Here is a 15,278-nt window from a genome sequence, read left to right on the forward strand (position 1 = left end):
GGCGGCCCTCCGCGTTTTCATGGGGAGGTACGGCAGGATGTGGCCCATGCCCAGTGCAGAGATGACACCCCCGGGCGTGTACGAGCCCGAGCCGGAGCGGTCCACGCCACCGGAGCCGGTGCGGCCGACCCGGGAGGACGAGGTCGCGGCGGCCGGCAGCGAGCTGGTCGGCGGCCCCATCGGGCGGTACGCCCTGCTCGGAACCTCCTGGTGGACGCCCGTGCGGATCGTCGCGCTCGTCGCGATCGGCATGTTCGCCCTGGGCCTGGTCCAGAAGGCGCCGTGCTACCACAGCGCCTGGTTCTTCGGCGCCAGCTCCCAGTACACGAAAGCCTGCTACTCGGACATCCCGCACCTCTACCAGGGCCGCGGATTCGCCGACCACCTCGTGCCCTACTTCGACAAGCTCCCGGACGCTCTGTCCGGCGGCATGGGCTATCTCGAGTACCCGGTGCTGACCGGAGTGTTCATGCAGGTGGCCTCCTGGCTGACCCCGCACAGCGGCGGCATCCAGCACCAGGAGCAGTGGTACTGGTTCGTCAACGCCGCGATGCTGATGGTCTGTACGGCCGTGCTCGCCGTCTGTGCGGCCCGTACCCACCGCCGCCGTCCCTGGGACGGCCTGCTGGTCGCTCTGGCGCCCGCGGCGGCGCTGACCGCCACCATCAACTGGGACCTGCTGGCGGTGGCGCTGACGGCCGCCGCGATGCTGATGTGGGCCCGCAGCCGTCCGGTCGCCTTCGGCGTCCTCCTGGGGCTCGCCACGGCCGCCAAGCTCTACCCCGTGCTGCTGCTCGGCCCGCTGCTCGTGCTGTGCTGGCGGGCCGGCCGATGGCGGGAGTTCGGGCGGGCCGCGGCGGGAACGGCGGTCGCCTGGCTGGTGGTGAACCTGCCGGTGATGCTGTTCGCCTTCCCGGGCTGGTCGAAGTTCTACTCGTTCAGCCACGACCGGGGCGTCGACTTCGGCTCGTTCTGGCTGATCTGGTCGCAGAACTCGGACCACCCGCCCAGCACCGACTTCGTGAACACCGCCGCCACCGTGCTGGTGGTGCTGTGCTCCATCGGGATCGCCGTGCTGACGTTCACCGCCCCGCGCCGGCCGCGCTTCGCCCAGCTGGCCTTCCTGATCGTGGCGGCCTTCGTCCTCACCAACAAGGTCTACTCGCCGCAGTACGTGCTCTGGCTGGTGCCGCTGGCGGCCCTCGCCCGGCCCAAGTGGCGGGACTTCCTGATCTGGCAGGCGTGCGAGGTGGCGTACTTCCTCGGCATCTGGATGTACCTCGCCTACACGACCAGCGGAGACGCCCACAAGGGCCTGCCGACGCACGGCTACCAGTGGGCGATCGCGGCGCACCTGCTGGGCACGCTGTATCTGTGCGCCGTCGTCGTCCGCGACATCCTGATGCCGGAGCGGGACGTGGTGCGCCGGTCCGGGGACGACGATCCCTCGGGCGGGGTGCTCGACGGGGCGGAGGACGTCTTCGCGTTCGCCGCGGTGGACCACCGGCCCCGGCACGCCGCCCCGCACGAGACGCCGCAGGTGGAGTGGGGCAGGCCGGAGGTGGCCCGCCCACAGGGCCGTTCGCTGTGAGCGAACAGCTCGGCTGAACGGCCCGCGCCGCCCCGGCCCGAGGCCGCGGGCGAGGTCATGGAGAAGCCGTACACGAGGTCATGGAGAAGGCCGTACACGGAGTTCCGTGTACGGCCTTCCCGCTGTCCCGGACCGGCGGGCTCCAGCCGGTCTCAGCAGTCCACGATGCGGTCGAACTGCGTGGTGGTGTGCCGCAGATGGGCCACCAGCTCGTCGCCGACCTTGGGCTCCGCGGCGTCCGCGGGCACGAACAGGATCGACACCTGCATGTGCGGCGGCTCGGCGAACCAGCGCTGCTTGCCGTCCCAGACGAACGGGGAGAGGTTCCGGTTGACCGTGGCGAGGCCGGCCCGGGCGACGCCCTTGGCACGCGGCATGACGCCGTGCAGGGCCTTCGGGGCCTCCAGGCCCACCCCGTGCGACGTACCGCCCGCCACGACCACCAGGAAGCCGTCGGAGGCCGCCTTCTGCTGCCGGTAGCCGAACCGGTCGCCCTTGGTCACCCGGGTGACGTCCAGGACGGCACCGCGGTACTGGGTGGCCTCGTGGTCCCCCAGCCACAGCCGCGTGCCGATCCGGGCGCGGAAGCGGGTCTGCGGGAACTGCTGCTGGAGCCGGACGAGTTCGTCGGCCTTGAGGTGGCTGACGAACATCGTGTGCAGCGGCAGCCGGGCCGCGCGCAGCCGGTCCATCCAGCCGATGACCTCCTCGACGGCGTCCGAGCCGTCGGTGCGGTCCAGCGGCAGATGGATGGCGAAGCCCTCCAGGCGGACGTTCTCTATGGCCTGGTGCAGCTGCGGCAGGTCCTGCTCGCTGATGCCGTGCCGCTTCATCGAGGACATCACCTCGATGACGACCCGCGCGCCCACCAGGCCGTACACGCCGTCGATCGAGGAGACCGAGCGGACGACCCGGTCGGGCAGCGGCACCGGCTCCTCGCCGCGCCGGTAGGGCGTCAGCACCAGCAGGTCGCCGCCGAAGTAGTCCTTGATGCGCGCGGCCTCGTACGTGGTGCCGACGGCGAGCAGGTCCGAGCCGAGCCGGGTCGCCTCCTCGGACAGCCGTTCGTGTCCAAAGCCGTAGCCGTTGCCCTTGCAGACCGGGACCAGGCCCGGGAACTGCTCCTGCACGTGCTTGTGGTGCGCCCGCCAGCGCGCGGTGTCGACGTAGAGCGTGAGCGCCATGGCCGGACCCGGACCCTTTCTCGTGGCTGAGGTGTATCGGGGGTGTGAGAGCTGTGAACCCTATGGAATCAAACGCCGGCTGCTCAGCGGCGCGACATGTAGATGTCGAGCGCCTTGTGGAGCAGCTTGTTCAGCGGGAAGTCCCATTCGCCGAGGTACTCGGCGGCCTGTCCGCCCGTGCCGACCTTGAACTGGATCAGGCCGAACAGGTGGTCCGACTCGTCCAGCGAGTCGGAGATGCCGCGCAGGTCGTAGACGGTCGCCCCGAGCGCGTAGGCGTCGCGCAGCATGCGCCACTGCATCGCGTTCGAGGGCCGGACCTCGCGGCCGATGTTGTCGGAGGCGCCGTAGGAGTACCAGACGTGCCCGCCCACGATCAGCATGGTGGCCGCGGAGAGGTTCACGCCGTTGTGCCGGGCGAAGTACAGCCGCATGCGGTTCGGGTCCTCGGTGTTGAGGGCCGTCCACATGCGCTGGAAGTACGACAGCGGGCGCGGCCGGAAGTGGTCGCGCACGGCCGTGATCTCGTACAGCCGCTGCCACTCGGCGAGGTCCTGGTAGCCGCCCTGGACGACCTCGACGCCGGCCTTCTCGGCCTTCTTGATGTTGCGGCGCCACAGCTGGTTGAAGTTCTTGTGGACCTCTTCCAGGGAGCGGTTCGCCAGCGGCACCTGGTAGACGTAGCGCGGCTGGACGTCGCCGAAGCCCGCGCCGCCGTCCTCGCCCTGCTGCCAGCCCATGCGGCGCAGCTTGTCGGCGACCTCGAAGGCGCGCGGCTCGATGTAGTCGGCCTCCAGGTCGCGCAGGCGCTTGACGTCATGGTCCTGGATGCCCTTCTTGATCGTCTCCGCGTTCCAGCGCCGGATGATCACCGGCGGGCCCATCTTCACGGAGAAGGCGCCCTGCTGCTTCAGATGCGCGAGCATCGGCTGGATCCAGTCGTCCAGATTCGGCGCGTACCAGTTAATGACCGGGCCCTCGGGCAGATAGGCGAGGTAGCGCTTGATCTTGGGCAGCTGGCGGTAGAGGACCAGGCCCGCGCCGACCAGGTGACCGGTGCGCTCGTCGAACCAGCCGAGGCTCTCCGAGCGCCACTCCGCCTTCACGTCGGCCCAGGCCGGGACCTGCATGTGGCTCGCCGACGGCAGGCTCTGGATGAATGCCAGATGCTGCTCTCGGCTAATGGTCCTCAGGGTCAGGCTCATGTCGGGGCGCTCCTCGGGCTGGTGTGTCCCCATGGGTTCAGGGGCTCCGGCTCTCGCGCCGAAGCCTACTGCGCCCGATGAGCGCCCCGAGGGGGCGGACGGCTTAGAAGGGCCCGCCCGCGCGGGGGCGCCGCCGCGGAGATCGTCTTCGCGGCGGCCGCCCGGGGAGGAACCGCCTCAGAACAAGCCGCCGAACAGCCCGCCGTTCGACATGCCGATCAGCAGGCCGACCCCGGAGGCGCCGAGGCCCAGGATCAGCCCGAAGCGCTCGCGCGTGGTCACCGAGACCCACTGCCCGTACGCGCCGGTGGCGATGCCGACCAGACCGGCCCAGGACGTGAGCAGGTGCAGGCCGGGGAAGAACGCGGTGATGAAGGACAGCAGGCCCAGGACCAGCGTCACGGCCATCAGGATGTCCGGGAGTGGATGGGACTTGCCATCGGTGGCGAACAGGGATCCGGCGGTGTTGGGCTGCAAAGCCTGTGCCATGGGGCACCTCCTGCGGAAGGCGGCGCATCGTAGCGCCGTACACACCCGACGTGTACAGATTGTCGGCCCTCACGGCCGGATTTCAACCGGAAGCGGGTGTGCGGGTAGTCTGTACCGTCTGCACCGGTGTCTGCCCGGATCCGCGGCGGGGAATCCTCGCGGAGCCCTGATCGTCAGTGGAAATCCCTGATTGTCAGTGCTGGCCGATACCGTGCGAACGCATTAGACCCTCCTGCCACGGAACGACCGTGGCCGCTGAGTCCAAAGGAGGTGGGTTCCACATGCGTCACTACGAGGTGATGGTCATCCTCGACCCCGATCTCGAGGAGCGTGCTGTCTCCCCGCTGATCGAGAACTTCATGTCCGTCGTCCGTGATGGCGGCGGCAAGGTGGAGAAGGTCGACACCTGGGGCCGTCGTCGTCTCGCCTACGAGATCAAGAAGAAGCCCGAGGGCATCTACTCGGTCATCGACCTGCAGGCCGAGCCTGCGGTCGTCAAGGAGCTCGACCGCCAGATGAACCTGAACGAGTCGGTCCTCCGGACCAAGGTCCTCCGTCCCGAGATGCACTGAGCCTCGGCTCAGCTGATCCCGGGATTCGAGTAGCAGCAAGCAGCCAGCAGCAAACCCGCCGAGAGGTTCCCCCATGGCAGGCGAGACCGTCATCACGGTCATCGGCAATCTTGTCGACGACCCCGAGCTGCGCTTCACCCCGTCCGGTGCGGCGGTCGCGAAGTTCCGTATCGCGTCCACTCCCCGCACCTTCGACCGTCAGACCAACGAGTGGAAGGACGGCGACAGCCTGTTCCTGACCTGCTCGGTCTGGCGCCAGGCGGCGGAGAACGTCGCCGAGTCGCTCCAGCGAGGCATGCGCGTGCTCGTGCAGGGCCGGCTGAAGCAGCGGTCCTACGAGGACCGTGAGGGCGTCAAGCGCACGGTCTACGAGCTGGACGTCGACGAGGTCGGGCCCAGCCTGCGCAATGCCACGGCCAAGGTCACCAAGACTTCCGGTGGTGGCGGTCGCGGTGGCCAGGGTGGTTACGGCGGCGGCAGCGGTGGCGGCCAGGGTGGCGGCGGCTGGGGCGGTGGCTCCGGCGGCGGCCAGCAGGGTGGCGGCGCTCCGGCCGACGACCCGTGGGCGACCGGCGCTCCCGCCGGTGGCAACCAGGGTGGCGGCGGCTGGGGCGGCGGCTCCGGCGGCAACCAGGGCGGCGGCGGCTACTCGGACGAGCCTCCTTTCTAGGGCTCGTATCCCACACTTCTTGATCACACAGGAGAAACACCATGGCGAAGCCGCCTGTGCGCAAGCCTAAGAAGAAGGTCTGCGCTTTCTGCAAGGACAAGGTCACGTACGTGGACTACAAGGACACGAACATGCTGCGGAAGTTCATTTCCGACCGCGGCAAGATCCGTGCCCGCCGCGTGACCGGCAACTGCACGCAGCACCAGCGTGACGTCGCCACGGCCGTGAAGAACAGCCGTGAGATGGCGCTGCTGCCCTACACGTCCACCGCGCGATAAGGGAAGGGTGACCGACTCATGAAGATCATCCTCACCCACGAGGTCTCTGGCCTCGGTGCCGCCGGCGACGTTGTCGACGTCAAGGACGGCTACGCTCGCAACTACCTGATCCCGCGGAAGTTCGCTATCCGCTGGACCAAGGGTGGCGAGAAGGACGTCGCGCAGATCCGTCGTGCGCGCAAGATCCACGAGATCCAGACCATCGAGCAGGCCAACCAGGTCAAGGCCCAGCTCGAGGGCGTGAAGGTCCGTCTGGCCGTTCGCTCCGGCGACGCCGGTCGTCTCTTCGGTTCCGTCACCCCGGCCGACGTCGCGTCCGCGATCAAGGCTTCCGGTGGCCCCGAGGTCGACAAGCGCCGCATCGAGCTGGGCGCCCCGATCAAGACCCTGGGCTCCCACGAGACGTCCGTGCGTCTGCACCCCGAGGTGGCCGCCAAGGTCGCCATCGAGGTCGTCTCCGCGTGACCCAGCGCTCGGTCTGAGCAGCTGAGAAGAGGGGCCGTACCCATCGCGGGTACGGCCCCTCTTCCGTTGTCTCCTCCGTTGCCGACGCGTTCCGGGACGGAAGCCGCAGCGGATGTTTCACGTGAAACGGTCAGCGGGTCGCGCCCGTCACCAGCCAGCGGCCCGAGCGGCTGCGCCACCACAGGGTGGCCATGCGGACGGTCATCATCAGCGTCATCGCGGCCCAGAGCGCGGTCAGCCCGCCGCCGAACACCGGGACGAGCAGGGCCGCCGGAACGAACACGGCCAGGGTCACCAGCATCGCCCCCGCCAGGTAGGGCCCGTCTCCGGCGCCCATCAGGACGCCGTCCAGGACGAAGACGATGCCGCAGATGGGCTGGGACAGCGCCACCAGCAGCAACGCGGGCAGTGCCGCGTCCTTGACCACCGGGTCGCCGGTGAACAGCGGCAGGAAGAGCGGCCGGGCCGCGACGACCAGCAGTCCGAGTACGACACCGGTGGCGATGCCCCACTGGACCATCCGCCGGCAGGCCGCGCGGGCGCCCTCGGTGTCGGCCGCTCCGAGGTAGCGGCCGATGATGGCCTGCCCCGCGATCGCGATGGCGTCGAGCGCGAAGGCCAGCAGGCTCCACAGGGACAAAATGATCTGGTGGGCGGCGATGTCGGCGTCACCGAGACGGGCCGCGACGGCGGTGGCGATCATGAGGATCGCGCGCAGCGACAGGGTGCGGACCAGGAGCGGGACACCGGCCTGTGCCGAGGCCCGGATCCCGGCCGCGTCCGGGCGCAGGGACGCTCCGTGCCGTCGCGCACCCCGTACGACCACGGTCAGATAGACGGCCGCCATGGCGCACTGGGCGATCACCGTGCCCCAGGCCGAGCCGGCGATGCCCAGCCCGGCGCCGTAGACCAGGCCCACATTGAGAACGCCGTTGGCGATGAAACCGCCGATCGCCACATAGAGCGGCGTCCTGGTGTCCTGGAGGCCGCGAAGCACTCCGGTGGCGGCGAGCACCATGAGCATGGCCGGGATACCCAGCGAGGAGACGCGCAGATAGGTCGTGGCGTAGGGGGCCGCGGTGGTGGAGGCGCCGAAGAGGTCCACGATGCCGGGTGCCAGGGGAAGGACGACGGCGATGACGGCGATCCCGAGCAGCAGCGCCAGCCAGATGCCGTCCATGCCCTGGCGGATGGCGCCCGCGCGATCACCCGCGCCGACCCGGCGGGCCACGGCGGCCGTGGTGGCGTAGGCGAGGAAGACGAAGATGCTCACGGCGGTGGTCAGAAGGGCGGAGGCGATGCCGAGACCGGCGAGCTGGGCCGTGCCGAGGTGGCCGACAATGGCACTGTCCGCCATGACGAAAAGCGGCTCGGCGACGAGTGCGCCGAAGGCCGGGACGGCCAGCGCGACGATCTCTCGGTCGTGCCGCCGGCGGGTGGCCTCGGGGATCTCGGGAGCCTGGGTCATGGGCGCTAATGTAATCGTCCACAGGTAAGAGATGCAATTGCATTGTGACCCTTACTTGTGCTCTTGACCGCCCTCCGCTCGCGCACCGTTCGAACCGATCTTGGTCCGACCGGGAAAGTTTTTCTTCTGCACAGCCGGTGGATGCCGAAACCGCAGGTCAGGGGCGTGGCCTGGAAGGGATCGAGGGCTTGTTCACAGGGCTGTCCACCGGGTCGTGCACAGGTTTCGGCGAGTTCTCCACAGCATCGGGGCCGTCGTCCACATGGCCTGTGGATAACCAGATTGGCTGACGGTGCCGACGGGCCTACCGTGGTCCGGCGCCCGCTCCTTCTCCGGGCTCCGGCAGGCGATGCCTCCGAGGCCCGGGAAACGGCACAAAACCGACGCGCCTTGAGCGGAGTTGGGCCTCTCGATTTGTCAGTGTCGTGCCGTACAAAAGAGGACACGGCGAGGTCCGCCGTGTGACGGGAGGAGGTGGCTCGGTGAGCATTTCCGAGCCCTTGGACGATCCGTGGGCCGACAGCGGGCCCAGTGATCGTCTGCCGGCCTCCCGTCGGCGACCCGAGGGCGGCCGGGGCCGTGACGAGCAGCACGACCGGGGCCGGGACAACACCGGGTGGGACGGCGGCGGTTCCTCCTTCGAGCGGGTGCCCCCGCAGGACCTCGACGCCGAGCAGTCGGTGCTCGGCGGCATGCTGCTGTCCAAGGACGCCATCGCCGACGTCGTCGAGATCCTCAAGGGCCACGACTTCTACAAGCCCGCGCACGAGACGATCTACCAGGCGATCCTCGACATCTACGCCAAGGGTGAGCCGGCCGACCCGATCACCATCGCCGCGGAACTCACCAAGCGCGGCGAGATCAACAAGGTCGGCGGCGCGGCGTATCTGCACAGCCTCGTCCAGACCGTGCCGACGGCGGCCAACGCCGAGTACTACGCGGAGATCGTCCACGAGCGGGCCGTACTGCGCCGCCTGGTCGAGGCCGGCACCCGGATCACGCAGATGGGATACGCGGCCGACGGCGATGTGGACGAGATCGTCAACAGTGCCCAGGCCGAGATCTACGCCGTAACCGAGCAGCGCACCAGCGAGGACTATCTGCCGCTGGGCGACATCATGGAGGGGGCGCTCGACGAGATCGAGGCGATCGGCTCGCGCAGCGGCGAGATGACCGGTGTGCCCACCGGGTTCACCGACTTCGACTCGCTGACCAACGGTCTGCACCCCGGTCAGATGATCGTCATCGCGGCCCGTCCCGCCATGGGTAAGTCGACGCTGGCGCTGGACTTCGCGCGGGCCGCGTCGATCAAGAACAACCTGCCGAGCGTCATCTTCTCGCTCGAAATGGGGCGCAACGAGATCGCGATGCGTCTGCTGTCCGCCGAAGCGCGCGTCGCCCTGCACCACATGCGCTCCGGCACGATGACCGACGAGGACTGGACCCGGCTCGCCCGCCGGATGCCGGACGTCTCGGCCGCCCCGCTCTACATCGACGACTCCCCGAACCTGTCGATGATGGAGATCCGGGCCAAGTGCCGCCGCCTCAAGCAGCGCAACGACCTGAAACTCGTCGTCATCGACTACCTCCAGCTGATGCAGTCCGGCGGCTCCAAGCGCGCCGAGAGCCGCCAGCAGGAGGTCTCGGACATGTCCCGTAACCTCAAGCTCCTCGCCAAGGAGCTGGAGATCCCGGTCATCGCGCTGTCCCAGCTGAACCGTGGCCCCGAACAGCGCACCGACAAGAAGCCGATGGTCTCCGACCTGCGTGAATCCGGCTCGATCGAGCAGGACGCCGACATGGTCATCCTGCTGCACCGCGAGGACGCCTACGAGAAGGAGTCCCCCCGCGCCGGCGAGGCCGACCTGATCGTCGCCAAGCACCGTAACGGCCCCACGGCCACCATCACGGTCGCCTTCCAGGGCCACTACTCGCGCTTCGTGGACATGGCGCAGACCTGATCGGATCGGCGCGGGGGAACCCGCGGTGTCTCAGGCGCCGTCGGGGGCTCCGCCGGGCTGGAAGAACGCGAGCATTTTCCGGGCGGCGTCCGGCGACGTCAGCATCTCCTTCATCCTCGCGGACATCCGGGCGGCGGCGCCGGTGCGTTCGAACATCTCGCGTTCGTATTCCGCGACGGCGGCGGGGAAGTCGTCCGGGCGCGCGGCCAGCGCGAGACCGAGCAGGGCGCCGTCGAGCAAGGCCATGTTGGCGCCCTGGCCCACCGGTGGCATCAGGTGCGCGGCATCGCCGATCAGGGTGACGTCCGGCGCCGACGGCCACGTCAGGCCGACCGGGAGGGCGGTGATCGGCCGCGGCACTATGGTGTCGTCGCAGGCCGCGATCAGCGCGGTGAACCGCGGGTCCCAGCCGGAGAGCAGGCCGATCAGCCGCGCCCGGGCCGCGGCCGGGTCGTCGAACGGGATCCCGCTGGTGGCGAACCAGTCCTCGGCGGTGTCGTAGAAGCTGATGCCGATGCGTACGCGGCCGTCGCCGTTGCGCTGTGCCGCCAGGGATATCCCGTCGCCGAGCACCCAGTAGTTGCCGCGCCCGACCATCGTCGCGAGGGCGGGGTATGTGCGGTCGATGTCGGGGATGCCGACCTCCACGACGTTCTGGCCGATGTGTGCCGGGCGGGCGTCGGTGAGCAGCGCGCGGACCCGGGAGTTCGCGCCGTCCGCGCCGACCAGCAGGTCGTACGGCGCACTGCCGCCGTCGGCGAGGTCCAGCCGGCCGTTCTCGGCGGAGGCGAACGCGTGCCCCCAGCGGACCGTGTCGGCGGGGAGGGAGTCCAGCAGCAGATCGCGCAGGTCGGCGCGGTCCACCTCGGGCCGGTCGAGCGGGGCGTCGTCGGGTGTGTCCTCCTGGAGCAGGAGGGTGCCGTCCGGTTCGAGGAGACGCATGTCCTGGCCCTCGCCGCGGGCGATCGCGTGGAACCCCTCGAGGAGTCCGGCCTCGCGCAGTGCCCGCCGGCCGGAGTGGATGTCGAGCATGCCGCCCTGACCGCGCGCGCCGCGTGACGCCTCGCGTTCGTACACGACGGAGTCCATCCCGTGCACGTGCAGCACACGGGCGAGAGCCAGGCCGCCGAGGCCGGCTCCGACGATGGCAATGGTCATGATCGCCCTCTCGATACGCCGTACTGATCGATACACTGTATCGATCTATGCGATGTATCGTGGGCGGCATGTTGGTGTGGGAGAGGCCGGAGCCGCCGGATCGACCCGTCCCGGCCCCGCTGAACCGAGAACGCATCGTGCGGGCGGCGATCCGGCTGGCCGACGCGGACGGCCTGGAGGCGGTGTCGCTGCGCAAGGTCGCTGCCGCGCTGGGTGTCGGGCCGATGCGGCTGTACAGCTACATCGCGAGCAAGGAGGAGCTGCTCGACCTGATGGTCGACGCGGCCTATGCCGAGATCCGGCCCGCCGGAGACGGGTGGCGGGAGGTACTGCGGTCTCTCGCCGAGACCACCCGGCAGGCCGCCCATGAGCACGAATGGCTCGCCGATCTGCTCGGTGGCCGACCGCAGCTCGGCCCGCACGCGCTGGCAGGCGGCGAGACCGTGCTGGCCCGGCTCGACGGCGTCGGCCTGGACGACGCCATGCCGGTGGTCGCCGCGGTCAACGCGTATGTGATCGGCGCGGTGCGCCGGGAGATCGCCGAGCGGCGCGCCGAGCGGGCCACAGGGATGGACGAGAGGCGCTGGCAGGCCGCACTCGGCCCCTATCTGGAGCGGACCTTCGCCACCGGCCGGTTCCCCGCGCTGGCCGCGGTGGTGCGCGACGCCGCCCACCTGGACGCCGACCACACCTTCCGGATCGGCCTCGACTGCCTGCTCGACGGCATCGAAGCCCGGATCTCGAGGCGCCGCGCGGCCGGGGAACCGGATCGGCCGTAGCGGACGGTGACGTGTGTCGATGCGGCAACGTCACCTGGGCGCGCCGAAACTGAGGACACGTCACGGACGGCCCTGCATCCCGCATCATCGGTCGGATGAGCCGTCGCATCGTGCTTGTCACCGGGGCGCCCGGGGCCGGGAAGACCACTCTGGCGCTGCCGCTGTCGGCAGAACTCCGTTTCCCGTTGCTGTCCAAGGACCACATCAAGGAAACCCTGCACGACGCGCTGGAGGCGCCGGTGGACCTGGCGTCCTCCCGCCGACTGGGCGCCGCGGCCATGCGGTTGATCTGGGCGCTGGCCGCGCGCTGCCCGGAGGCCGTCCTGGAGGCCAACTTCCTGTCGCGCCACCCCGATACCCGCCCTCACCTGGATTCCTTGGCCGCGACCGTGGTCGAGGTCCATTGCTGGTGCCCACCGACGGAGGCCGCTCGTCGCTATGCCGAGCGGGCGGCCGGGGCCCACCCGGTCCATGTGGTCCAGGAACTCCGGCCCGAGATCCTGGACCAGTACGACCGGCCACTCGGCTACGGCCCCGTCATCACGGTGGACACCACCCGCCCCACCGATCCGACCGAGATCGCGGTCCGGGTCCGTGAGGCGTTCGACCGGAACTGACACGATCCGCGTCCCGACCTGGAACCGCGGCCGTCCGATGGGCATGAAGCCGATCGACCCGGAGAAGTCGGCCTGGCAGTTCGGCCAGCAATCGACCGGGACGCGAAGGCATCTCCGCTGGGCGGTCACGGCGCTCCGTGACCGCCGTGACCGCCGGGGCGAGGGCGGAGGGCTGGGCAGATCCTTCGCAGAACGCGGGAAAATGTTCATGGTCCGACTCTCCCGTTTCGGTCACACTCGGCGCATTACGGCCAACACTCCACTTCTCGGGTGGTTTTCCCCAGGGGGGCGCGACCCCGGGTCACCACTCCCCGGCCGCTCCCGAACGCGGATCGTGCGTCGGAAATGGATTCGACGCACGGCGTTCCAGCAGGTGGACTGGGGGAATGACGACTTCACAGGATGCGCTGCTCCCCGGGACACAGCGCGCGCTGCTGCACAGGATCGCCGTCGCGCAGAGCGAGGGGCGGGCGCCGTCGCTGGTCGCCGCCGTGGTGCGCGGCGGGCGGGCCGTGTGGCACGGGGCGCGGAGCTCGGTGGACGGGCACGCGCCGGACGAGAACGTGCAGTACCGGATCGGTTCGATCACCAAGACCTTCACGGCCGTACTGGTGATGCGGCTGCGCGACGAGGGCGTGCTCGACCTCGGCGATCCGCTGGACAAGCATCTGCCCGGCACCGGCGTGGGAGAGGCCACGATCGCCGAACTGCTCGCGCACACCTCCGGGCTGGCGGCCGAGTCGCCCGGACCGTGGTGGGAGCGGACGCCGGGCTCGCTGCGGCCCGGACTCGGCGATGTGCTCGGCGAACAGCCCCTGCTGCACCCTGCGGGCCGTCTGCACCACTACTCCAACACCGGCTATACGGTGCTCGGCGCGCTGGTGGAGGAACTGCGCGGCGCCCCCTGGGAGGAGGTGCTGCGCCGGGAGATCCTCGAACCGCTCGGCCTGCACCGCACCGCCCCCCAGCCGGAGGCCCCGTACGCGGGCGGCTGGGCGGTGCACCCATGGGCCGACGCCCTGCTGCCGGAGCCGGTGGAGGACCTCGGCCGGATGGCGTCCGCCGGCCAGCTGTGGTCGACCACGGCGGACCTGGCGAAGTTCGCGGTCTTCCTGGCCCGTGGTGACGAGCGGGTGCTCGACGCGGAGTCGGTGCGCGAGATGCGGACCCCGGCCGCGCCGGCCGAGGCCGCCGATGTGGTGGACGGTGTCACCTACGGCCTCGGCATGCAGCTCCACGCCCGTGACGGACGACTGCTGTTCGGCCACTCCGGCTCGCTGCCCGGCTTCCTGGCGAACCTCACCATCAGCCTGGAGGACGACGTGGCCGCGGTGGTGCTCACCAACTGCACCAGCGGGCCGTCCCTGGGCGCGGTGGGCGACGACCTCGTACGGATCGTCGCCGAGGCGGAGCCCCGCACCCCCGAGCCCTGGCGCCCGCTGCGCGAGGCCGACCCGGCGGTGCTGGAGCTGGCCGGCCAGTGGTACTGGGGGACCGGGGCCTTCGGTCTGCGGGTGACGGCCGACGGCCATATCTCGCTCGGCCCGCTGACCGGCGGCGGTCGCGGGTCCCGCTTCCGGCCGAACGGCGACGGCACCTGGACCGGCCTGGAGGACTACTACGCCGGGGAGTTGCTGCGGCCCGTACGGCGTCCGGACGGCTCCCTGAGCCACCTCGACCTCGGCTCGTTCGTGTTCACCCGGCAGCCGTACGACCCCGAGGCCCCGGTACCGGGCGGCGTGGACCCGCAGGGCTGGCGGGGCGTCAACTAGCCCGGAGAAAGCAGCTCGAAGACACGAGGGGTTGCCTCGGATGTTTCACGTGAAACATCCGAGGCAACCCCTCGGCCGTGTGCCGCTCCCCGCCGTCAGAGGCGCAGCTTGAAGCCCTCGTGCGAGGCGGTGAACCCGAGCCGCTCGTAGAAGCGGTGGGCGTCCGGACGCTTCTTGTCGGACGTCAGCTGCACCATCACGCAGTCGAGCCGCCGGGCCGTGTCGACGGCCCACTGGATCAGCTCGGTGCCCAGTCCGCTGCCCCGCTCGTCCGCGTGGATGCGAACGGCCTCGATCAGCGCACGGGTCGCGCCCCGGTGGGACAGTCCGGGGATGATCGTGAGCTGGAGGGTGCCGATCACCCGTCCGCCGCGCACGGCGACGATGAGGTGCTGGTTCGGGTCCGTCTCCAGCTGCTTCAGTGCCGCCCGGTACGGGGTCAGATCATCGGGGGACTCCCGCTGCGCGCCCAGTGGATCGGCGGCGAGCATCGCGACGATCGCCGGAAGGTCGTCCTCGGCTGCGGCCCGTATCTGAAGATCTCCCATGCCCGCACTCTATGCGGGGACGTTCAGCGACTCCACCGCCCGTACCAGCGGAGCCAGTTCGGGGTTCCTGGAAGCCCCGTCCAGGGCCTCGCGCAGGGCGCCGTCGTTGGTGGGGCGCGCCTCTTCGAGAAGTCGCAGGCCCGCCTCGGTGACGTTGGTGTAGATGCCGCGCCGGTCGGTGGGGCACAGATAGCGCTCCAGCAGACCGCGGTCCTCCAGCCGGCTCACCAGGCGCGTGGTGGCGCTCTGGCTGAGTACGACCGCCTCGGCGACCTGCTTCATCTGGAGATGCCCGCCCTCGCCGTCGTGCTGCCGGCTCAGCACGTCGAGCAGCGAGTACTCGCGAACGCTGAGGTCGTGCCCGGCCTGGAGGGCACGCTCGATGTGCGCCTCGATCCGGCCGTGCAGCGCAGAGAGGGCGCACCAGCCCTGGGCGAGGGCGGTGAGCGCGGGGTCCGTCGCTGTCATGGGCGTTCTCCTCCGTCTCGGAGTGGTTGCTCCCAGGGTAGACCACTGCCCGC

General features: G+C 70.0%; 16 protein-coding genes. 9 read left to right on the top strand and 7 right to left on the bottom strand.

Translation table 11 applies throughout. The features are described from left to right. The first annotated feature begins 46 nt into the window (after positions 1–46). A complete protein-coding gene (locus GHR20_RS18345; protein WP_194858915.1) occupies positions 47–1,591 on the top strand; it encodes a glycosyltransferase 87 family protein in 1,545 nt (514 codons plus the stop codon). A 152-nt stretch (positions 1,592–1,743) separates the two neighbouring features. Here the strand turns inward: GHR20_RS18345 and GHR20_RS18350 are convergent, their stop codons facing one another. The 3 genes from GHR20_RS18350 to GHR20_RS18360 form a co-directional block, all read right to left on the bottom strand. Further along, on the bottom strand, positions 1,744–2,775 hold the full coding sequence (locus tag GHR20_RS18350; RefSeq protein WP_111585707.1) for an alanine racemase: 1,032 nt from the start codon (positions 2,773–2,775) through the stop codon (positions 1,744–1,746). Positions 2,776–2,858: 83 nt separating this feature from the next. Further along, entirely contained in the window at positions 2,859–3,980 is a 1,122-nt protein-coding gene (locus GHR20_RS18355) for a peptidoglycan bridge formation glycyltransferase FemA/FemB family protein (RefSeq protein WP_153813790.1), read from the bottom strand. 177 nt (positions 3,981–4,157) lie between these two features. Beyond that, positions 4,158–4,469 (bottom strand): hypothetical protein, encoded by a 312-nt coding sequence (locus GHR20_RS18360; protein ID WP_111585709.1) that lies wholly within the window; start codon positions 4,467–4,469, stop codon positions 4,158–4,160. Between the two features lie 281 nt (positions 4,470–4,750). On the opposite strand from GHR20_RS18360, the gene rpsF reads away from it, so the two are divergent. The 4 genes from rpsF (at position 4,751) to rplI (ending at position 6,454) form a co-directional block, all read left to right on the top strand. Beyond that, positions 4,751–5,041 carry a 30S ribosomal protein S6 gene (gene rpsF, locus GHR20_RS18365; protein WP_037650441.1) on the top strand — a complete coding sequence of 97 codons (291 nt, stop codon included), beginning with the start codon at positions 4,751–4,753 and terminating at the stop codon, positions 5,039–5,041. A 73-nt stretch (positions 5,042–5,114) separates the two neighbouring features. Continuing rightward, positions 5,115–5,711, top strand: coding sequence for a single-stranded DNA-binding protein (locus GHR20_RS18370; protein WP_153813791.1), 597 nt, complete (start codon positions 5,115–5,117; stop codon positions 5,709–5,711). 41 nt (positions 5,712–5,752) lie between these two features. Then, the gene (gene rpsR / locus GHR20_RS18375) at positions 5,753–5,989 is read left to right on the top strand and encodes a 30S ribosomal protein S18 (RefSeq protein ID WP_003949403.1); all 237 of its coding nucleotides are present in this window, start codon (positions 5,753–5,755) and stop codon (positions 5,987–5,989) included. An 18-nt stretch (positions 5,990–6,007) separates the two neighbouring features. Further along, positions 6,008–6,454, top strand: coding sequence for a 50S ribosomal protein L9 (rplI, locus tag GHR20_RS18380; RefSeq protein ID WP_037650447.1), 447 nt, complete (start codon positions 6,008–6,010; stop codon positions 6,452–6,454). Between the two features lie 130 nt (positions 6,455–6,584). Here rplI and GHR20_RS18385 read toward each other — a convergent pair whose 3' ends face one another. Next, positions 6,585–7,922, bottom strand: coding sequence for an MATE family efflux transporter (locus GHR20_RS18385; protein WP_153813792.1), 1,338 nt, complete (start codon positions 7,920–7,922; stop codon positions 6,585–6,587). A 482-nt stretch (positions 7,923–8,404) separates the two neighbouring features. Between GHR20_RS18385 and dnaB the strand changes: the two genes are divergently transcribed. Then, the gene (dnaB, locus tag GHR20_RS18390; RefSeq protein ID WP_111585712.1) at positions 8,405–9,883 is read left to right on the top strand and encodes a replicative DNA helicase; all 1,479 of its coding nucleotides are present in this window, start codon (positions 8,405–8,407) and stop codon (positions 9,881–9,883) included. A 30-nt stretch (positions 9,884–9,913) separates the two neighbouring features. Here the strand turns inward: dnaB and GHR20_RS18395 are convergent, their stop codons facing one another. Next, positions 9,914–11,041 (bottom strand): FAD-dependent monooxygenase, encoded by a 1,128-nt coding sequence (locus GHR20_RS18395; RefSeq protein WP_153813793.1) that lies wholly within the window; start codon positions 11,039–11,041, stop codon positions 9,914–9,916. 68 nt (positions 11,042–11,109) lie between these two features. Here GHR20_RS18395 and GHR20_RS18400 point away from each other — a divergent pair, with 68 nt between their 5' ends. From GHR20_RS18400 to GHR20_RS18410, 3 genes are all read left to right on the top strand, one after another. Beyond that, on the top strand, positions 11,110–11,820 hold the full coding sequence (locus GHR20_RS18400) for a TetR/AcrR family transcriptional regulator (RefSeq protein ID WP_153813794.1): 711 nt from the start codon (positions 11,110–11,112) through the stop codon (positions 11,818–11,820). A 95-nt stretch (positions 11,821–11,915) separates the two neighbouring features. Further along, complete coding sequence (locus tag GHR20_RS18405) at positions 11,916–12,437, top strand: AAA family ATPase (protein WP_153813795.1); 522 nt, start codon at positions 11,916–11,918, stop codon at positions 12,435–12,437. 386 nt (positions 12,438–12,823) lie between these two features. Beyond that, complete coding sequence (locus GHR20_RS18410; protein WP_153813796.1) at positions 12,824–14,209, top strand: serine hydrolase domain-containing protein; 1,386 nt, start codon at positions 12,824–12,826, stop codon at positions 14,207–14,209. A gap of 95 nt (positions 14,210–14,304) precedes the next feature. Here GHR20_RS18410 and GHR20_RS18415 read toward each other — a convergent pair whose 3' ends face one another. Beyond that, positions 14,305–14,757 (bottom strand): GNAT family N-acetyltransferase, encoded by a 453-nt coding sequence (locus GHR20_RS18415; RefSeq protein ID WP_111585717.1) that lies wholly within the window; start codon positions 14,755–14,757, stop codon positions 14,305–14,307. A 9-nt stretch (positions 14,758–14,766) separates the two neighbouring features. Continuing rightward, a complete protein-coding gene (locus GHR20_RS18420) occupies positions 14,767–15,225 on the bottom strand; it encodes a MarR family transcriptional regulator (protein ID WP_111585718.1) in 459 nt (152 codons plus the stop codon). Between the last annotated feature and the right edge of the window lie 53 nt (positions 15,226–15,278).

Source organism: Streptomyces sp. SUK 48, from assembly GCF_009650765.1.
Taxonomy (GTDB): domain Bacteria; phylum Actinomycetota; class Actinomycetes; order Streptomycetales; family Streptomycetaceae; genus Streptomyces.